Genomic DNA, 19,045 nt, shown 5'->3' with positions numbered 1-19,045 from the left:
GAGCCGCATGGATGCGGCGACCGAGCTTACAGGGATGTACTTGCAGCGGCCCCTGCCACCGGACCCACCCCGCCATCCCTCAGGAAGCCTGCTGTTGCTGTTGCTGTTGCTTCGGCTGTTGAGGTTGCCGGCCAGCGGCCGGCACTACCGCTTCGGCGGGTGCAGGGCGCAGCCCTGCCGACTATTCCGGCTCGCGCTGCACCTGGCGCCACAACTCGCTGGCCAGCGCACGCACCGCATCATCGGCATCGGCGCGATGCAGCAGGCCGATCTCGTAGTTGTCGACCACCGGCAGGTCGCGCTCGCCATCGATGATGCGGTGTTCGCGGTTGACCGCGCGACGTGGCAACAGGCTGATGCCGATGCCGTCGGCCACCGCACCCTGGATGCCGCTCAACGAGGAACTGGTGAACGCGATGCGCCAGCGCAGGCCCAGCGCTTCGACGGCCTGGATCATCTCGTCGCGGTACAGCCCGCGTGGCGGGAAGGTGACCAGTGGCAGCGGGTCCTGCTGCAGGCTGCTGCTGCGCAGGCTGTCGATCCAGTGCATCGGTTCGCGCCGGCAATGCACGGCCTGGCGGGTGTTGCGACGCTGCTTGACCAGCACCAGGTCCAGCTCGCCATGGTCAAAGCCGTGGGCCAGATCACGGCTGAGACCGCTGCTGATTTCCAGCTTGACCTGCGGGTGGCGGCGGCTGAAGGCAGCGAGCATGCGCGTGGTCTGTGCGTTGACGAAGTCCTCCGGCACACCGATGCGCACTGCGGTCTCCACGGTGGCGCCGGCCAATGCCTGGGCCAGCTCCTCGTTCAGATCCAGCATGCGCCGGGCATAGCCCAGCAGGGTGTGACCGGCATCGGTGGGATGCACGTCGCGGTGGCCGCGCTCGAGCAGGCGGTGACCGGCGAGCTCCTCCAGGCGGCGGATCTTCTGGCTGACCGTGGACTGGGTAGAGTGCAGGCGGGTGGCCGCCGTGGTGAAGCTGCCGCAGTCGGCGACCATCACCAGGGCCCGCAGCAGGTCCAGTTCGAACATTGTTCTATTCGATTTGGCACTGTCTTGCATTTGAACATTTCACTTCTGGATACCCGTGCCGACTTCTACCATGCAGGGCAGGGGCCGGCAATGGCCGGCGCCATCGCGCATGAGGAGAGTCACGATGCATACCCCTCGCTCCCGGCAGCATCGTTCGGCATTGGGTCGCATGCTGTTGCTGTGCCTGCTGGTCATGGTGATCCCGGCGTGCACGGCGACTTCCCGAGGCGACGCCGATGCGCAATTGCGTGATGCCGCCAGCCGCGGCGATGTCGAGGCCGTGCGCGAGGCACTGGACGCGGGTGCCGATCTGGAAGCCCGTGATGGCCAGGGCCGTACGGCCCTGCTGCTGGCCACCCACGGCAACAACGTGGACGCGGCGCGTGAGCTGATCGAGGCCGGTGCCGACGTGAACGCCAAGGACGCGATGCAGGACAGCGCGTACCTGTACGCCGGCGCGCGCGGCCTGGATGAGATCCTGGCGCTGACGCTCGCGCACGGCGCAGACCTGCGCAGCACCAACCGCTATGGCGGTACCGCGCTGATTCCTGCTGCCGAACGCGGCCATGTCGCCACCGTGCGCACGCTGCTGCGCGCTGGCGTGGCCGTTGACCATGTCAATCGCCTGCACTGGACGGCGCTGCTGGAGGCGATCCTGCTCGGCGATGGCGGCCCGCGCCACGTACAGATCGTTCAGCTGCTGCTGGACGCCGGTGCCAACCCCGAGCTTGCCGATGGTGACGGCGTAACGCCGCTGGCGCATGCCCGGCAACGCGGTTACGCCAACATCGAAACCCTGCTGCGCCAACACGGCGCGACGCGCTGACAACCGCCCCTTCCACCCGCACGCTGCCGTGCCTACCAGGATGCTGTCCATGTTCCGTTCCCGTCCGTTGTCCCTTGCCATCCTTCTTGCCGTTGCACCGCTGTCGGCGTCTGCGGCAGAACGCGCCGATCTGCTGATCCGCAACGCCACGGTGGTCGATGTCGAACACGCGCGCAGCGTGCCGGGGCAGAGCGTTGTCATCMGTGGCGAGGACATCGTCGCAGTCGGCCCCGATGCGCAGGTGCGCAGCCAGTGGAGCACCAGTCGCCAGATCGATGCCAAGGGCAAGTACCTGATTCCGGGCCTGTGGGACATGCACGTGCACTTCGGCGGCGGCCCGGCGCTGGTGGAAGAGAACAAGGCGCTGCTGCCGCTGTACATCGCCCACGGCATCACCACCATCCGTGACTGCTCCGGTGATCTTCCGCAGCAGGTGCTGCAGTGGCGCGGCGAACTCGCCAACGGCACGCTGTTCGGTCCGCGCCTGCTGACGTCCGGTGCGAAGATCGAAGGCATCAAGCCGGTCTGGAAGGGCACGATCGAGGTGGGCAGCAAGGCCGACGCGGACAAGGCGATCGAGCGCCTGCAGCACGACAAGGTCGACTTCGTGAAGATCACCGACAGCACGCTGACCCCGGAACTGTTCCTGTACTCGGCCAGCGCCGCGCGCAAGGCGGGTTTCAAGGCTTCAGGCCATATTCCGATGGCGTTGACGGTGGAGCAGGCCGTGGATGCAGGCCTGGCCTCGATCGAACATCTGGACTATGCCTTCAAGGCGGGCAGCAAGGATGAAGCGCAGATCGCCGCGGATTTCGGCGCCGGGCGCATCGACCGCGCCGAAGCCAACCGCCGGCTCGACGCCAGCTTCGATCGCGAAACCGCGCTGCATGCCTATCGTGATTTCGCCAAGCGCGGCGTATTCGTGACGCCGACCCTCAACGGCGGCCGTATCCTCGACTTCCTCGACCAGGACGACCACGCCAACGATCCGTATCTGGCTTATATCGGCCCGGGCCTGCGTGCGACGTACGCCTGGCGCGTGGAGCGCGCTGCCAAGGCGACACCTGCGCAGATCGAGGCGCGCCATGCGCAGTACCACCAGGTGGCCGCAGTGCTGCCGCTGCTGCAGGAAGCGGGGGTGACGATCATTGCCGGCACCGATGCGGGCTTCCTCAATTCGTTCAACTACCCGGGTATCGGCCTGCACCAGGAGTTGCAGCTGTTCGTGAAGGAAGGCCTGAGCGCACCGCAGGCGCTGTCCGCCGCGACCCGCTCCGGTCCGGCCTGGTTTGGCCAGATGCAGCGTTATGGTGGTGTCGCCACGGGCAAGGCGGCCGATCTGGTACTGCTGACCGCCAACCCGCTGCAGGACATCGCCGCCACCGAAAAGATCGACAGCGTGATCCTGCGCGGTGATGTGTACGATCGCGCGGCGCTGGACAGGATGCTGGCCGACACCAAGGCAAAGGTCGCTGCATGGAATGCCGTGGCGAAGCAGGACCACGCTTCGCAGTGATGCGGCCGGTAGCGCCTAGCGCGGTGCCGGCCGCATGCCATGCAGCTGCGGCAGCGTGGTTTTCATCGCATCGATGAAGGCGCGCAGGCGCAGCGGTTGCTGTCGCGCAGCGGGGAACACCAGATGCACCGGCAGCGGTGGTGCCTGCCAGTCCGCTAAAAGCTGCACCAACCGACCTTCGGCCAGATCCTCGGCCACCAGCCAGGCCGACACCACTGCGGCCCCCAATCCCGCACGTGCGGCCTGCTGCACCACGAACAGGTTGTCACTCAGCAGGCGCGGCGTGATCGACAGCGTGTGCGCACGGCCCTGCGCATCGTGCAGCAGCAGACGTTCGCGGTAGTAGGTGACCAACGAGATCCACGGCAATGCCTGCGCCTGTTCGGGGCTGGTGATCGACTCCGCATCGGCCAGCGACGGTGCGGCCACGACAATGCGAGGTACTTCGGCCAGCGGCAGGGCAACCACGCGCGGTTCATCGACCGCGCCGACCCGCACCGCGCAGTCGATGCCTTCGGCGATGAAGTCCGGGCGGCGGTCCTCGAGGATCCACTCCAGGCTCAGTTGTGGATGCTGGGCCAGGAAGTCGAGCATGGTGGGCAGCAGCTGTGCCTGGCCGAACGCATGCGGCACCATCACCCGCAGGCGACCGCTGAGCCTCTGTGTCTGCCCGTGCAGCTCGGCCTGCAGCGCTTCCCATTCGTCCACCACCCGCTGCGCATGGCGTTGGCAGCGCTGGCCGTCCTCGGTCAGCAGCAGGCCGTGGGTAGAGCGCTGCAGCAGGCGCAGGCCCAGCTGCCGTTCCAGGGCTTGAAGCCGACGGCTGACGGTGGGCTGGGTGGTGCCCAGCTGCACGGCGGCGGCCGAAAGGCTGCCGCTGTCGACGATGCGCAGGAAGGTACGCAGCAGGTCCAGGCGGTCGCCGCCCGATGCAAGGTCGTTCATGCGCATAGCGTATGTAAAGTATGTTGTTGAGCCTACTACAGACGCCTTGCGAATGTAGGCACGCTGGGCTCCAATTCTCTCCCTGGTGCCTTCCATGCCCGCTCCCTCGCTCTCAGCCGTCGTCTCTGCGCCACGCGCTGCGCCCGCCCCATCACTGGTACTGGCCATGGCCGCCGGCGCGGGCTTTTCGGTGGCCTCGCTCTATTACAGCCAGCCGATGCTGGGCCTGATCGCGCAGGATCTGGCTACGGGCGAGCGTGCCGTGGGCCTGGTGCCGACCCTGACCCAGCTGGGCTATGCGCTGGGCATCCTGCTGCTGGCTCCGTTGGGCGACCGCTTCGACCGGCGCAACCTGATCCTGCTGAAGTCGGTGCTGCTGGCGTTGGCCCTGGGGGCGGCCGCCTTGGCCGGCCAGTTGCCGGGGCTTCTGGTTGCCAGCCTGCTGGTGGGGCTGATGGCCACGCTGGCACAGGACATCGTGCCGGCCGCCGCGGTGCTGGCACCGGATGCGCAGCGCGGGCAGGTGGTGGGCAGGGTGATGACCGGCCTGCTGCTGGGCATCCTGCTGTCGCGCGTGGTCAGCGGCGTGGTGGCCGAAGCCTGGGGCTGGCGCGTGCAGTTCGGCCTCGCAGCGCTTTCGGTGCTGACGATGGGGGCGGTGATGGCACGCGCACTGCCGCACTTCGCTGCGACCAGTACGCTGCGTTATCCGGCGCTGCTGGGTTCGTTGCTGGCGCTCTGGCGTGAGCAGCCGCAGCTGCGCCGCGCCGTGGCCAGCCAGTCGCTGCTGGCGGTGGGCTTCAGTGCGTTCTGGTCGACGCTGGCGCTGATGCTGCACGCACGGCTGGGCCTGGGCAGTGCCGCCGCGGGTGCGTTCGGCATTGCCGGTGCTGCGGGTGCATTGGCGGCACCGGTTGCCGGTCGTTTTGCAGATCGGTTGGGCAGCCCCGCGGTCGCGCGGTTGGCGATTGCCGTCGCCTTGGTTGGCTTTGCGCTGTTGCTGGTCGATTCGTGGCTGCCGGCCGTGGCGCTGCTGCCGTTGCTGGTGGTCAGCGCGCTGCTGTTCGACTTCGGTTTCCAGTCGGCGCTGGTCGCGCACCAGACCCTGGTCTATGGCCTGGTGCCGCCGGCGCGCAGTCGCCTCAATGCACTGCTGTTCACCGGCATGTTCATCGGCATGGCTGGCGGCGGTGCGTTGGGCAGCCTGGCGCTGGCTCAGTGGGGTTGGCACGGCGTGGCGTGGCTGGCGACGATCTGCGCCGGTGGCAGCCTGCTGATTCGTCTGCGTTGAGGGTGGTTCGGCAGGGCTGCGCCCTGCACCTGCTGTAGTGCCGGCCGCTGGCCGGCAACCTCAGCAACGGCAACGGCAACGGCAGAAGCTGGATTCCGTCGGAGGGCGGGGCGGTGTCGGATTGCGGGGACGCCGTRAATCCGTCCATGGAGGCTTGGCCGCGCCATCCMTGGCGCGGACACCCCGCAATCCGACACCGCCCCACCTTCGACAGTTTTCCGGTGTCTGATGGATCCATCCCAAGCTGGATGAATCTCCATCAAAATCCAATATTTCGATAATTGAACGAAGAGCATCCACGCATGGCGTGGATCTACGTGTCGACCAAGGTCGACACCTACCAAAAGCAGGCCATGTCATCCAGACAGATTGCGGAGATCTGTCGAAGGCGGGGTGGGTCCGGTGGCAGGGGCGTGAGCCGCATGGATGCGGCGACCGAGCTTACATGGACGTACTTGTAGCGGCCCCTGCCACCGGACCCACCCCGCCATCCCGCAGAAAACCCGCTGTTGCTGTTGCAGTTGCCGTTGCTTCGGCCGTTGATTCGGCAGGTGCCGGGCGCAGCCCGGCCGAAACACCTTCACTCCTGACCGGTGTCATCCAGGCTGATGATTCCGCGACGCAGTGCTTGCGTTACCGCGTGCGTCCGGTCGCCAACGCCCAGTTTTTCCATCAGGCTCTTCATGTGTGCCTTCACAGTCTGCTCGGAAATCTGCATGCGTTCGCCGATGCGCTTGTTCGACAGGCCGCCGGCCACGTGGCGCAGCACTTCGGTTTCGCGTGGCGACAGCCGGTCTTCCACCACGTGCGCGGCGATGCTGGCCGCCACTTCCGCCGGTATCGGTGCGCGGCGGCCACTGGCCACGGTGCGGATGGTGGCCACCAGTTCGTGGCGCAGCATGTCCTTCAGCAGGTAGGCGCTGGCACCGGCCTGCAGCGCACGCACGGCGCGCACGTCGCCGCGGTAGGTTGTCAGCACGATGATGCGTGCGCGGGGATCGATCGCACGGATCCGCACGATCGCTTCCACGCCATCCATGCGTGGCATCTGCAGGTCCATCAGCACCACATCCGGGCGCAGCTGCTGGTAGCAGGCAAGAGCCTCCTCACCGTCGGCTGCTTCGCCGAGCAGGCGCAGGTCGGCATGTGCGCCGAGCAGTGCGGCCAGGCCATCGCGCAACAGCGGATGGTCATCAACCACCAGCACGCCGATGGGAGGAAGGGATTCAGTCATGGGAGGTTCTGCTCCAGGGCCAACGCCAGCGCGGTGGACGTCGGTGATACAAGCGACGGGCCGGCACGGACAGCGCGACTTCGGTACCCAGGCCGGGGCGTGTCCACAACTGCAGCTCCGCACCCAGCCGTTGTGCGCGCTCGCGCATGCCCTGCATGCCCCAGTGTCCGCCGCCGGCGTTGTCATTGGCGATGCCGACGCCATCGTCGCGCACATGCAGCAGGAAGCAGCGGGCGCCGTAGGACAGTTCCACTTCGATGGCACTGGCCTGCGCATGCCGCAGCGCGTTGCGGATGGCCTCGCGCCCGATCAGGAACACTTCCTCGGCGGCTTCGGCCTGCAGCGGCGGCGGTGTGCCTTCCATGGTCAAACGCAGTGGATTGGTGCCTTGGCCTGCATATTCCGCATGCACGTCGGCCAGCGCAGAGGCGAGATCGCGGCCGGCAAACGGTGCGTCGCGCAGCGCGTTGACCCGTTCCCGGCCTTCGGCCAGATTGCGCTCGGCCAGCAGCATCGCCGACTCCAGCTGGGTGCGTACCGGCTCTGGTGTCTGTGCCGACTGGCTGATGGCGTGCAGGCGCAGGATGAGTCCCTGGCTGCCCTGCAGCAGGGTGTCGTGCAGATCGCGCGCAATGCGCTCGCGCTCGCCGTTGCGTTCCTGCAGGCGGGCGCGGAACAATGCCGCCAGCTGCCGGCTGCGGACCCGCACGGCCAGCGCCAGCGCAGCCATCACCACGCAGACGCACAACAGTTTGAACCAGGCGGTCTGCAGGAACGTCGGTGCGATGTGGAAGCTGCGGCTGGCTGGCGTGCTGCTCCAGATGCCATCTTCGTTGGCTGCTTCCACCTCGAAGCGGTAATGGCCCGGTGCGAGGTTGGTGTAATAGGCGCGCGTGCTCGCGCCGGCCTCCTGCCAAGCGTCGTCCACGCCGGACAGTCGGTAGCGATAGCGGTTGCGCTCCGGCCGCGCCAGCGACAGCGCGACATAGTCGATCTGCAGCTGGGTAGTGCCGGCCGGAAGGCGCAGTCCCTCCTGCAACGGGGCCTGTGTACTGCCATATAGCACGTCACCGATGCGCACGCCAGGCGCCATGGTGTTGATGTGCGACTGCCGCGTGTCCAGCCACGCCAGGCCTTGATTGGTGGCAAGCCACAGCAGGCCATCAGCAGCCAGTACCGCAGTGGGGATGGGGCCGCTCTGCAGGGCGATGCCCGGCATGCCGTCAACCGCGTCGAACAGGCGGGGGGCTATCGCCTGGTCGTTGCGCAGTGCGCTGCGCAGGGTGGCAACCTGCAGCCGCACCAGGCCGCGGCTGCCGTTGAGCCATAGCAGCCCGTTCGCATCGGCGACCATGCCGGTGATGCCTTCCAGCACGCCGGCCATGTCGGTGCGCACCGGCAGGAAGCGGCCGTTGCCGAAACGCGCGGCCAGGCCGGCCTCGCCGGCGACCAGCAGCAGATCCTTGTGCTGCAGCAACGCGGTTACCGGGCCTGCCGACAGTCCTTCGGCGGCGCCGAAGGTGTTGACCGTGCCGCCGTGCAGGCGGCGCAGGGTGCCATCGGCGTAGCCCAGCAGCAGCGCACCGTCATCGGTACGCGCCAGCGACGAACAGGCCTGCTCGGGAAGCCGGGTTTCGCGACGCCAGCGGTTGTCCGTGTAGTGCAGCACCGCGCGCTCGCCGGCGCAGGCCCAGGCCTGGTCCGCATCGGCAAACAGCAGGGCGTGCAGTGGCTGCCCGGTGAACGGTGCCGGCAGCGGTATGAGGGTGGTGTGGCCGCTGACGGTGCGCGCCAGATTGATCCAGTCGAACTGCCACACCGGAGTGGGTGCCTGTCGTGCCGCGGCCTGCAGCTGCGCAGCACTGCCGCCCAGCAGCGGACGCCGCAGGTCGAACAGCTTCAGGTCTTCGCCATAGCCATACACTCGGCCATCACTGGCGCGTACCAATGACCGGTAGGGATCGGTAGGGCCCACGGACAAGGTCTGCACGCTGTGCGCACGGAAGCGGTTGAGGCCGAGGTTGGTGCCTACCCAGATGTTGCCTTCGCGATCGGCAAGGACCGGCACTGCCGACGTCGCGGTAAGGCCCTGCGCGGCATCGAAGCGCTCCATGCGCACAGCCTCTTGGCCGTCGAAGGTGACCCGGGCCACGCCACCGTGCGGGCTGAGCGTGGCCCACAGGGCCCCGTCGGCCGTGAACTGCAGGCGCGAGGCGACCAGCCCGGGCAGCCGCCGTGCTTCACGTTCCTCGGCGGGCAACAGGCCATGCGCGTTGGCCAGCGGCGACGTGCCGCGCACGCGGTCGGCCAGCCAGATTTCGCCGCGCGGGCTCTCAACCAGCGAGGCCATCTGCGAGACCGCGATGCCGGTGGCTTCGAAGCGGGCCGCGCCAGGAGGGCGACGCCATATCTGCAGGTCCGCCAGCACCCAGAATGTGCCGTGGCGGTCCTGCAGCACCCATTGCACGCGTCTCTGCGGCAGGCCGAAGGAAGCCGGCGGCTCCTGCCAGCGACGTCCATCGAACCAGCGCAGGCCGCCATTGACGGCAGCCCACAGGCGGCCGTTGCGGTCATGCGCGAAGCGGGGGACCACACCCACCGGCACGCCCTGCGGGCGGCCGAAGCTGCGCAGGCGTTCCTGCGTGAACTGGCTGATGCCTGCCTGGAAGTAGCCGATCCACAGGCCACCATCGCCGCCATCGAGGCCGAGGGTAACCATGTTGGTGGAGGGAAAACGGGTGCCTGTCGGTGCGGCCTGCCGCTCGAAACGGCGGCCGTCGAAGCGGTACAGGCCCGAACCCGTCGCCAGCCACAACATGCCCTGGCGGTCCTGGACGATATCCCAGATATCCCCCGGGGCGCCCTGGCCGACGCGCCAGGCGGTGTGCTGATAGCCGGGCATGCCATCGCTCACTGCGGGTTGCTGCACGGCGAAGACGGGCAGGGCAGTCAACAACAGCAGGCACGACAGCAGCGCCGGCAGGCGACGCAGGAAGGGGAAGGGGCGGCCACGCATGCGGTCATTCTGGCAGGTGCGGGGCAGGCCGGGGTGACCCGTTCGGGGTAGGCGTACCGCTTCGGTGTCCGCTATTACGCCGTGATGGATGACGGAGCCCGGCGATGCAGCGCTTGTATGTGATGTTCCCTGACCGCGGCCCCGGACTGGGACTGCTGTGGCTGCGCCTGTGCGTGGCAGGGGGGCTGTTGGCGGGCGGAAGCCCGGCCGGTGCGCCGGGACTGATGTGCCTGGCGGCGATCGGCCTGCTGCTGCCCGGGCTGCTGACCCCGCTGGCAGTGCTGCTGGCAGTGTCGGGGTTGTACGGGCAGGGCGCGGCGCTGCCCTGGCTGCTGCTGCCGTTGGCCCTGCTCATGCTGGGGCCGGGCGCGTATTCGCTGGATGCGCGGTTGTTCGGCCGCCGCCTGCTGCAGCGCCGGCCTCCCCCGAATGGGTGAGCGCCGGCCTCGACCGACGGGGGTAGGGCGATCGCAGCCGGCGGCACACCATGGGTGCTCCCGTCGCGGCGCTCCTTCATGGCTACCGTCCAGCCTCCTGCCCTGTCCGCAACCACCTTGGCACCGCACCAGTCGGCTGCCCTGCAGCGTGCGCTGCGCTACATCGACGAGCACCTGTCGCAGCCGCTGCGGGTGACCGAGCTGGCTGCCGTTGCCTGCGTAAGCCGGTTCCATCTGGTGCGGTTGTTCCGCATGGGCACCGGCGCCAGTCCGCTGCGCTACGTGCGCCGTCGGCGCATCGAACGCGCCACGCAGCTGCTGCCGACGGCCGCGCAGTCGATGACCTGCCTGGCCCAGCATCTTGGCTTCTTCGACCAGAGCCACTTCGTCCGCAGCTTCCGCGCCGAGACCGGCTGCAGTCCCGGCCAGTATCTGGCCGATGGCGCGGCACGTTTCCAGCCCCCTGTTGTTTCCTCCACCGGAGTCCACCCATGAGCCTCGCCACCGCCACCCCCGCCAAAGCACTGCTGTCACCGGCCGACCACGCCCTGATACTGATCGACTACCAGTCGCAGATGGCATTTGCCACCCACACCATCGACATCTCCGCGCTGCGCAACAACGTGTCGTTGATCAGCAAGGGTGCCAAAGGCTTCAAGGTGCCGGTGCTGCTGACCACGGTGGCCGAGAAGTCGTTCTCCGGCCCGATGTTCCCGGAGCTGCCGGCGATCTTCCCTGGCCAGGCGGTGTTCGATCGCACGTCGATGAACACCTGGGAAGACCAGCCGGTGATCGATGAGGTGAACCGCATCGGCAAGCGTCGGCTGGTGCTCGCCGGCTTGTGGACCAGTGTATGCATCGTCGGCCCGGCGCTGTCGGCGCTGGAGCAGGGGTTTGAGGTCTACGTGATCACCGATGCCTGCGGCGATGTGAGCGAAGAGGCGCACGAACGTGCGATCGCCCGCATGGTGCAGGCCGGTGCCGTGCCAATCACCAGCGTGCAGTACCTGCTGGAACTGCAGCGCGACTGGGCGCGTGCTGAAACCTACGACCTGACCACCGGCATCGCCCGTGACCATGCGGGTGGCTATGGCGTCGGCATCCAGTACGCCAAGACCATGTTCGGCGCGCAGGAAGGCGGGCACTGAGCGTGCGCGATGGCCATGGCCTCGACCTGGCCTTGTTGATCCTGCGGGTGGCGGCGGGAGGATTCCTGCTGCCGCATGCGCTGGGCAAGTTGTTCGGCTGGTTCAACGGGCCGGGCCTGGCAGGTTTTGCCGGCGAACTGCGTGGCTTCGGCCTGCCTGCTGCGGCCCCGTTGCCACTGCTGCTGGCGCTGCTGCAGGTGGCGTCCGGCACCGCGGTGATGGTGGGCTGGCAGGCCCGGGTCGCCGCGCTTGTCGCTGCCGCGTTCATCGCCTTCACCGCACTGCTGGCGCTGCCCAAAGGATGGTTCTGGATGCGTGGCGGTGCCGAGTATCCATTGTTGTGGACGCTGGCATTGCTGGCCATCGCCCTGGCCGGGCCCGGTGCATGGGCGGTGGATGGGCTGGTTCTTTCTGGAGACATCGCGTGAACAACGAACCTCTCGATCCTGGCCGCCGCAATGTGGTGCTGGCCACCAGTGCCGCGCTGGCGCTGGGCCTGGCTGGCGGTACCGCTGCGGCCATCCAATCCCCTTCCAAGGAGCGTCGCATGAGCACACTGGTCATCCGCAATGCACGCATCACCACGCTTGATCCGCAGCAGCCACTTGCGCAGGCACTGGCCGTGCAGAACGGCCGTATCGTTGCCGTGGGAAGCGACGAGGACATCATGCGCGGTTGGGGCAGCGAAGCCACGATCGTCGATGCGCAGGGGCGGCGCATCGTGCCCGGCCTCAATGACAGCCACACCCACCTGATCCGCGGTGGCCTGAACTACAACCTGGAACTGCGCTGGGATGGCCTGCGTTCACTGGCCGATGCGATGGCCATGCTGAAGGCGCAGGTTGACCGCACGCCCGCGCCGCAATGGGTGCGCGTGGTGGGTGGATTCACCGCGACCCAGTTCACCGAAAAGCGCCTGCCGAGCCTGCAGGAGCTGAACGACATCGCTCCGGATACGCCGGTGTTCCTGCTGCACCTGTACGACCGCGCGCTGCTCAATCGCGCCGCGCTGCGTGCCTGTGGCTATACCAAGGAAACGCCGGACCCGCCCGGTGGACAGATCGTGCGCGATTCGCTGGGCAACCCGACCGGCCTGCTGCTGGCCAAGCCGAATGCACTGATCCTGTATGCGACCCTGGCCAAGGGGCCGAAGCTGCCGGTCGAGTACCAGGCCAATTCAACCCGCCATTTCATGCGCGAGCTGAACCGCCTGGGCATCACCTCGGTGATCGACGCCGGAGGCGGTTTCCAGAATTACCCCGAGGACTACCAGGTCATCGAGCAGCTGCATCGCGATGATCAGCTGACCGTGCGCATCGCCTACAACCTGTTCACCCAGAACAAGGGCAGCGAGGTCAGCGATTTCCGTGGCTGGAGCGAGATGCTGCAACCGCGCCACGGCGATGACCTGCTGCGCCACAATGGTGCCGGCGAGATGCTGGTGTTCTCTGCAGCCGACTTTGAACTGTTCAACGAGCCGCGCCCGGAACTGCCACCGGAACTTGAGCCGGAGCTGCACGATGTGGTGAAGCTGCTGGTGGAGAAGCGCTGGCCGTTCCGCATCCATGCGACCTACGACGAAAGCATCAGCCGCATCCTCGACGTCTACGAGCAGGTCAACCGTGAGGTGCCGTTCGATGGCCTGCACTGGTTCATCGACCATGCCGAGACCATCACCCCGCGCAACATCGAGCGTATCCGCGCACTCAACGGCGGCATCGCCGTGCAGCACCGCATGGCCTACCAGGGCGAGGCATTCGTGCAGCGCTATGGCGTGCAGGCGGCGCGGCACACGCCACCGGTGAAGCGGATGCTGGCCGAGGGCGTGCCGGTCGGCGCCGGCACCGATGCTACCCGCGTGGCCAGCTACAACCCATGGGTGGCGCTGTCGTGGCTGGTGACGGGACGCACCGTCGGCGGCCTGGCCCTGTACGGTGATGAGAACCTGCTGGAGCGCGAGCAGGCCCTGCGCCTGTGGACACAGGGCAGCGCCTGGTTCTCCGGCGACGAAGCGGTGAAGGGCACGCTGAAGGTGGGCCAGCTGGCCGACTTCATCCTGCTGTCGTCCGACTTCTTCCGCGTCGATGAGCAGCAGATCGCCGACATCACCAGCCTGCTGACCGTGGTGGGTGGCCGCATCGTGCATGGCGACGGCGACTACGCCGGGTTGGCGCCGCAGCTGCCTCCGGCGATGCCGGACTGGTCGCCGGTGAACCGCTTCGGTGGCTACCACGTCGGTGGCGGGGCGACCGGGTTGGCTGCGGCGCACCGTCATCACCATGGTGTGGCCTGCGGCACCCACGGTGCGCATGGCCACGCGGTTCGTCATCCGGCGCCAACCAACGACCTGACCGCGTTCTGGGGCGCGATGGGGTGTTCGTGCTTCGCGTTCTGACCTTGGCATCGCTGGTGTTGCCGTCGTTGGCGCTGGCCTGCGACGGTGGCGCCTGTACCACGGTTGGCGACGGCCAGTTGCAGTGGGATGCATCGCTGCGCCTGCGTGGCATGTACTACGCCCCGACCCGGTTTGGCGTCGGTGCTGGCGACGATGGCTACGGTCTGCTGCGTGCGCTGGCTTCTGCCTCCTTCGCGCAGGGTGACTGGCAAGCGAAGCTGCAGCTGGGTACGCATGCCGAGCGCGGCAAGGCCGGTGGCCCAGGTCGTACCGATCGCGGCGCGCTGGACGTGCAGCAGGCGTACTGGCGCTGGTCCGGCGCTGGCATGCACGTGCAGCTGGGCCGGCAGGAAGCGGGCTATGGCAGCTCGCGCCTGTTGTCGGTGCGCGACGGGCCGAACATCCGCCTGGCCTTCGATGGTGCGCGGGTGGGGTGGCAGGGCAGGCTGGGCGCACTGGACCTGATGGCGCTGCGACCGGTCGAGAACCGCCCGGGTGCTTTCGATGACCGCGGTGAGCGCGGTGCACACCTGCTCGGCGCGTATGCGACCACGGCCAAGGGCGCTGGCATCAGCCAGTGGGACCTTTACCTGCTCGACTATCGTCGTGAGGGCGCGCGCTTCGCCGCGGGCAGCGGCACCGAGCGGCGGCAGACCCTGGGCGCGCGCTGGTTCGGCCAGTCGGGTGCGCTGGACTGGAATACCGAACTGGTGGCGCAGGGCGGTGAACTGCGGGCGGTGACCGGCGATCTGGACATCCGCGCCTGGACCCTCGCCACCGATACCGGTTGGCGCTGGAGCGCGCTGCCGCTGCAACCGCGGCTTGGCCTGAAGGCCGACATTGCCAGCGGCGACGCAGACCCGGGTGATGGTCGTCTGGGTACCTTCAATGCGTTGTTTCCCAAGTCCGCCTATTTCAGCGAAGCCAGCCTGTTGGCACCGGCCAACCTGATGGATCTGCAACCGACGCTGGCACTGCGCCTGCATGAGGCGGTGACCACCGAGCTGGGTGTGCAACTGGCGTGGAAGCATCGGCGCGCCGATGCGGTCTATACCACGCCGGCACCGTTGGCAGCGTTGCCCGACAGTGCCGGAGGCGCACGCCGCATCGGTACCCAGTACAAATCCGAAACCCGCTGGCAGGTCAACGACCACTGGCAATGGCAGCTGCAGCTGGCCTGGGTCGACGCGGGTCCTGCACTGACGCAGGCCGGCGGCCGGGACACGCTGTTCGCCTCAATCGTTGGAGCATGGCAATGGTGAACGCATCGGCGTCACAACACTCCCCGCAGGTCGATGGCGCATGGTCGCCGTTGAAGATCCGCATGTTCCGCTCGATCTGGCTGGCGATCCTGGCCAGCAACATCGGTACCTGGGTCAACGACGTGGCTGCGGCCTGGGTGATGGCCGAACGCACCGGTTCGGCGCTGATGGTCGCGCTGGTGCAGTCGGCGACCACCGTGCCGATCGTGCTGTTGGCGCTGGCGGCCGGGACCCTGGCCGACATCGTCGACCGCCGCAAGTACCTGCTGTTCACCCAGGGCTGGATGCTGCTGGTGGCGGCAGCGACCGCCGTGCTCACGGCATTGGACCTGCTGACCCCGCAGCTGCTGGTGCTGCTGACCTTCTGCATGGGCTGCGGTGCGGCGATGGCCATGCCGGCACAGGCCGCGATCGTCTCCGAGCTGGTTCCGCAGCCGATGCTGGCCTCGGCCGTGGCACTCAACTCCATCGGCATCAACATCGCCCGTTCCATCGGGCCGGCCATCGGCGGGGTGATCGTGGCCCAGCTGGGTGCGGTGTGGGCCTTCGGGTTCAACGCCATCACCTTTGCCGCCATGCTGTTCGTGGTGTGGGGCTGGAAGCGTGATCCGAAGGCGTCCAGCCTGCCGCCCGAAGGGTTCGGCGCTGGCCTCAAGGCGGGCCTGCGCTATGCCAGCCGTGCCGGTCGCCTGCAGGCGGTACTGATCAAATCGGCCGGTTTCTTCTTCTTTGCCGCGGCGATGAACGCAATGCTGCCGGTGGTGGTGCGCGGGCAGATGCAGGGCGGAGCGGGGCAGTACGGCGTGCTGCTGGGTTGCATCGGCATCGGTGCGGTGGGCGGTGCGTTGCTGCTGCCGAAGCTGCGGGCCAGGCTTGACCGCGACCTGCTGGTGCTGCTGGCCACCTTGTCGCTGGCGGCAAGCCTGGCCGGCCTGGCGCTGACCCGCAGCTGGTACGTGTTGCCGCTGGTGATGCTGGTCAATGGCTTTGCCTGGATCACCGTACTGTCTTCGTTGCAGATCGCAGCGCAGACGGCGGTGCCGGCCTGGGTGAGGGCGCGTGCGCTTGCCCTGTACATCATGGTGTTTTCGGCCGGCATGGCGGCCGGTGGCCTGAGCTGGGGCGCACTGGCGCAGCGCACATCGCCGGAACTGGCATTGCTGGTGGCCGCAGCAGGCGCGGTCATCGGCGGCCTGCTGGTGTGGCGCGTGCGTATTGCCGGCGCCGAGGATCTGAACCTGAGTCCTGCCGGCCACTGGCCAGCGCCGGAGCTGTCGGTGTCGGTGTCGAATGATCGTGGACCGGTGCTGGTGACCATCGAATATCGCGTCGATGCCGCCGACCGCGCCGCGTTCCAGGCGCAGATGCGCACGCTGGGAACGATCCGTCGGCGCGATGGCGCCGTGGTCTGGGGCGTGGTCGAGGATGTGGCGACCCCGGGCATCCATCTGGAGTATTTCGTCGCAGCGTCGTGGTTGGAGCACCTGCGCCAGCATGAACGCATCACCGCCGACGACAAGGCGATCCAGGAGGCGCTGCGCGCGCTGCATCGCGGTGAGCGCGCCCCGGTGGTGCGTCATTTCGTCGGCGGCCATGATCCGCTGCCGGCGGCAGCGCCCCATCACCACAGCGACATCTGATGGCCCCGTGGTAGAGCCGGCCGCTGGCCGGCTGATCGCGACTTTGATCGAGGTTGATGGGGTTGCCGGCCAGCGGCCGGCACTACCGCAGGCACGGCGGCGCCGGAGCGCCGCCGCGATACGTCATTTACGTGCGAACGCCAGCAGGTCGGCGTTGAACTGATCCGCATGGGTAAGGGTGAGGCCGTGCGGTGCACCGGCATACACCTTCAGTTCGGCGTCCTTGATGATCTGCGAGGACAGCTTGGCCGAGGCGTCGAACGGTACGATCTGGTCGTCATCGCCGTGCACCACCAGGGCTGGCACGTCGATCTTCTTCAGGTCTTCGGTGTAGTCCACTTCCGAGAATTCGTGGATGCAGTCGTACTGGCCCTTCACGCCGCCCAGCATGCCCTGCAGCCAGAACGAATCACGCATGCCTTGTGTGACGCTGTTGCCATCACGATTGGCGCCGAAGAACGGTGTGGCCAGATCCTTGAAGAACTGCGACCGGTCGCCACCGGTGCCCTTGCGGATGCCGTCGAACACCTCCAGCGGCGTGCCGGCCGGATTGCCGGCGGTCTTCAGCATCAACGGCGGCACGGCGCCGACCAGCACCACCTTGGCCACGCGCGTGCTGCCGTGGCGGCCGATGTAGTGAGCCACTTCGCCACCGCCGGTGGAATGGCCGACCAGGATCGCGTCCTTCACGTCCAGCGCATCCAGAACGGCAGCGAGGTCATCGGCGTAGGTGTCCATGTTGTTGCCGTCCCAGGTCTGGCTGGAGCGGCCATGGCCGCGGCGATCGTGGGCGATCACGCGATAGCCGTTCTGGCCCATGAACAGCATCTGCGGATCCCAGGCATCGGACGACAGCGGCCAGCCATGGGCGAATACGACAGGCTGGCCGGTGCCCCAGTCCTTGTAGAAGATGCGGGCGCCATCGTTGACGGTCACGAAATTGCTCATTGCAGGTTCCTTGGCGGAAGGGAGGAAAGACGCCTGCGGGTTCGCCGGCGCCTGCGGCAGTACAGCGCAGGATGGGCTGCGTGCATTGCACGGCTGTGGCGGATTGACGTGTTTGCTGTGATGACGCGACTCGCTCTGGCGGCAGGTCGGTGCTGATGGCAACCATGGCCATCTGACGCGCGAGGGCCAGCCATGAAGATGCCGATGTGGGGAGTGTTGCCTGGACTGCTGTGGGCGGCTGTCGCGGCGGCGCAGACCAACGTCTACAAGTGCACCGATGCTGAGCATCCGGTCTATCAGCAGACGCCCTGCCAGGGGCGGGCGGAGTGGCGCTGGGAAGTGCCCAGTGCCGAGTCGAAGGCGCGTGGGCCGCTACCTTCGGCCGTGCCGCCTGCCCGCAGCGCAACCACGCGGACGCCACGGCGCGGCCGCGCGCAGGGCGCGCTGATATCGATCACGGCCGACCCGCAAGCGTGCGAGCGGGCGCGCCAGCAGCAGGTGAAGGCGCTGGCCAAGCCGCGCAGGCTCGACTACCTGCAGCGCAGGCAGCTGGATGACGCGGTGCGCGAAGCCTGTCGTTGAGTACAACGAAAAACGGCACCCGAAGGTGCCGTTCTGGTCTGCAGCCGGGTAAGCCTCAGCGGCCGTCGCTGGCGGCGGCGGGCGCCGCTGCTGCATCCGGCTTGGGCAGGCTCAGCTCCGGGTTGCCCTGTTCGGCCTGCAGGATCTGGATCCGGCGCTGCAGCGCATCGAGCTGGCTGTTGGTGCTCTGCACGTCGGTGCTCAGGCTGACCGCTTGCTGCTGGGCCTGCTGCAGCGCTGCGCTGACCTGCGCCGACTGCGCCTGCTGCTGTTCCATTTCCTGCTGCAGGGTACGCAGGCGTTCTTCGTTGTAGGCCACCAGGCGCTCGGTGTAGCGCTTGCCGGCTTCCAGCCGGGTGGTGTCGATATAGACCTGCGCCAGCTGTTCGGACTGCTGCGCGAATGTGCGGTAGACACGTTCGGCGTTGTCGACGGCATCGGTCTTGATCACCCGCCAGAAGTTCTTCTCCTGGAACAGGGCCACGTAGTAGGTCAGGGTATTGGCGTTGAACAGCAGGCTGGCGCCGTAGTTGCCGTTGTAGGTGGTACGCAGCTCGGTGAGCTGCTGCGCATCCATCAACTGCTTGAGTTCGTCGACGGTGTTGCGTACCACCGGTGCGGCCTTGGCCGGCTCGACGGTGGCAGTGCGATCGCCACGTGCGGCCAGCGCCGACGGCGCCACCACGATCATGGCCACGGCCAGCAGTGCTGCGCCGCGCGGATACCGGGCGAAGACGGTGCCCCCTGAAGTTTCTCGCATGTCTAGACCATC

The 19,045-nt window shown here is 67.6% G+C and carries 17 protein-coding genes; 11 read left to right on the top strand and 6 right to left on the bottom strand.

Features of this window, described 5'->3' with window-relative positions; genetic code table 11:
- Positions 1-181: 181 nt before the first annotated feature.
- Positions 182-1,063, bottom strand: a complete 882-nt coding sequence (locus tag AB4Y98_RS18090) for a LysR substrate-binding domain-containing protein (RefSeq protein WP_442244845.1) — start codon at positions 1,061-1,063, stop codon at positions 182-184.
- Positions 1,064-1,157: 94 nt separating this feature from the next.
- Between AB4Y98_RS18090 and AB4Y98_RS18085 the strand changes: the two genes are divergently transcribed.
- Complete coding sequence (locus AB4Y98_RS18085) at positions 1,158-1,859, top strand: ankyrin repeat domain-containing protein (RefSeq protein ID WP_442244844.1); 702 nt, start codon at positions 1,158-1,160, stop codon at positions 1,857-1,859.
- A gap of 49 nt (positions 1,860-1,908) precedes the next feature.
- A complete protein-coding gene (locus AB4Y98_RS18080; RefSeq protein WP_442244843.1) occupies positions 1,909-3,375 on the top strand; it encodes an amidohydrolase family protein in 1,467 nt (488 codons plus the stop codon).
- Between the two features lie 15 nt (positions 3,376-3,390).
- Here AB4Y98_RS18080 and AB4Y98_RS18075 read toward each other — a convergent pair whose 3' ends face one another.
- The gene (locus AB4Y98_RS18075; RefSeq protein ID WP_313446976.1) at positions 3,391-4,320 is read right to left on the bottom strand and encodes a LysR family transcriptional regulator; all 930 of its coding nucleotides are present in this window, start codon (positions 4,318-4,320) and stop codon (positions 3,391-3,393) included.
- A 94-nt stretch (positions 4,321-4,414) separates the two neighbouring features.
- On the opposite strand from AB4Y98_RS18075, the gene AB4Y98_RS18070 reads away from it, so the two are divergent.
- Positions 4,415-5,611 carry an MFS transporter gene (locus tag AB4Y98_RS18070; RefSeq protein ID WP_394198900.1) on the top strand — a complete coding sequence of 399 codons (1,197 nt, stop codon included), beginning with the start codon at positions 4,415-4,417 and terminating at the stop codon, positions 5,609-5,611.
- Between the two features lie 580 nt (positions 5,612-6,191).
- Here AB4Y98_RS18070 and AB4Y98_RS18065 read toward each other — a convergent pair.
- Together AB4Y98_RS18065 and AB4Y98_RS18060 are read right to left on the bottom strand one after the other, a co-directional pair.
- Positions 6,192-6,845, bottom strand: a complete 654-nt coding sequence (locus tag AB4Y98_RS18065) for a response regulator (RefSeq protein WP_025878524.1) — start codon at positions 6,843-6,845, stop codon at positions 6,192-6,194.
- Positions 6,838-9,861, bottom strand: coding sequence for a triple tyrosine motif-containing protein (locus tag AB4Y98_RS18060; protein WP_442244842.1), 3,024 nt, complete (start codon positions 9,859-9,861; stop codon positions 6,838-6,840). The genes AB4Y98_RS18065 and AB4Y98_RS18060 overlap by 8 nt, the downstream gene beginning before the upstream one ends.
- Before the next feature lie 104 nt (positions 9,862-9,965).
- Between AB4Y98_RS18060 and AB4Y98_RS18055 the strand changes: the two genes are divergently transcribed.
- From AB4Y98_RS18055 to AB4Y98_RS18025, 7 genes are all read left to right on the top strand, one after another.
- Positions 9,966-10,298, top strand: coding sequence for a hypothetical protein (locus AB4Y98_RS18055; protein ID WP_394197609.1), 333 nt, complete (start codon positions 9,966-9,968; stop codon positions 10,296-10,298).
- Positions 10,299-10,376: 78 nt separating this feature from the next.
- Positions 10,377-10,793, top strand: coding sequence for a helix-turn-helix domain-containing protein (locus AB4Y98_RS18050; protein ID WP_312108588.1), 417 nt, complete (start codon positions 10,377-10,379; stop codon positions 10,791-10,793).
- On the top strand, positions 10,790-11,446 hold the full coding sequence (locus AB4Y98_RS18045; RefSeq protein WP_059064421.1) for a hydrolase: 657 nt from the start codon (positions 10,790-10,792) through the stop codon (positions 11,444-11,446). Before AB4Y98_RS18050 ends, AB4Y98_RS18045 begins: the two co-directional genes overlap by 4 nt.
- Before the next feature lie 2 nt (positions 11,447-11,448).
- Positions 11,449-11,874, top strand: coding sequence for a DoxX family protein (locus AB4Y98_RS18040; protein WP_442244841.1), 426 nt, complete (start codon positions 11,449-11,451; stop codon positions 11,872-11,874).
- A gap of 119 nt (positions 11,875-11,993) precedes the next feature.
- Positions 11,994-13,841 carry an amidohydrolase gene (locus AB4Y98_RS18035; protein ID WP_442244848.1) on the top strand — a complete coding sequence of 616 codons (1,848 nt, stop codon included), beginning with the start codon at positions 11,994-11,996 and terminating at the stop codon, positions 13,839-13,841.
- Positions 13,820-15,103, top strand: coding sequence for an alginate export family protein (locus AB4Y98_RS18030; protein ID WP_442244840.1), 1,284 nt, complete (start codon positions 13,820-13,822; stop codon positions 15,101-15,103). Before AB4Y98_RS18035 ends, AB4Y98_RS18030 begins: the two co-directional genes overlap by 22 nt.
- The gene (locus AB4Y98_RS18025; protein ID WP_442244839.1) at positions 15,097-16,743 is read left to right on the top strand and encodes an MFS transporter; all 1,647 of its coding nucleotides are present in this window, start codon (positions 15,097-15,099) and stop codon (positions 16,741-16,743) included. The genes AB4Y98_RS18030 and AB4Y98_RS18025 overlap by 7 nt, the downstream gene beginning before the upstream one ends.
- Positions 16,744-16,866: 123 nt before the next feature.
- Here the strand turns inward: AB4Y98_RS18025 and AB4Y98_RS18020 are convergent, their stop codons facing one another.
- Positions 16,867-17,691, bottom strand: coding sequence for an alpha/beta fold hydrolase (locus tag AB4Y98_RS18020; protein WP_442244838.1), 825 nt, complete (start codon positions 17,689-17,691; stop codon positions 16,867-16,869).
- Between the two features lie 192 nt (positions 17,692-17,883).
- On the opposite strand from AB4Y98_RS18020, the gene AB4Y98_RS18015 reads away from it, so the two are divergent.
- On the top strand, positions 17,884-18,273 hold the full coding sequence (locus AB4Y98_RS18015) for a hypothetical protein (protein ID WP_313251643.1): 390 nt from the start codon (positions 17,884-17,886) through the stop codon (positions 18,271-18,273).
- 55 nt (positions 18,274-18,328) lie between these two features.
- Here AB4Y98_RS18015 and AB4Y98_RS18010 read toward each other — a convergent pair whose 3' ends face one another.
- Positions 18,329-19,033, bottom strand: a complete 705-nt coding sequence (locus AB4Y98_RS18010) for a DUF2968 domain-containing protein (RefSeq protein ID WP_088100167.1) — start codon at positions 19,031-19,033, stop codon at positions 18,329-18,331.
- Between the last annotated feature and the right edge of the window lie 12 nt (positions 19,034-19,045).

Origin of the sequence: Stenotrophomonas sp. 2YAF26 (assembly GCF_052114625.1) — a bacterium.
Classification (GTDB): domain Bacteria; phylum Pseudomonadota; class Gammaproteobacteria; order Xanthomonadales; family Xanthomonadaceae; genus Stenotrophomonas; species Stenotrophomonas indicatrix.
The sequence above is the reverse complement of the archived record's forward strand: the minus strand, read 5'-3'. Positions and strand labels throughout refer to the sequence as shown.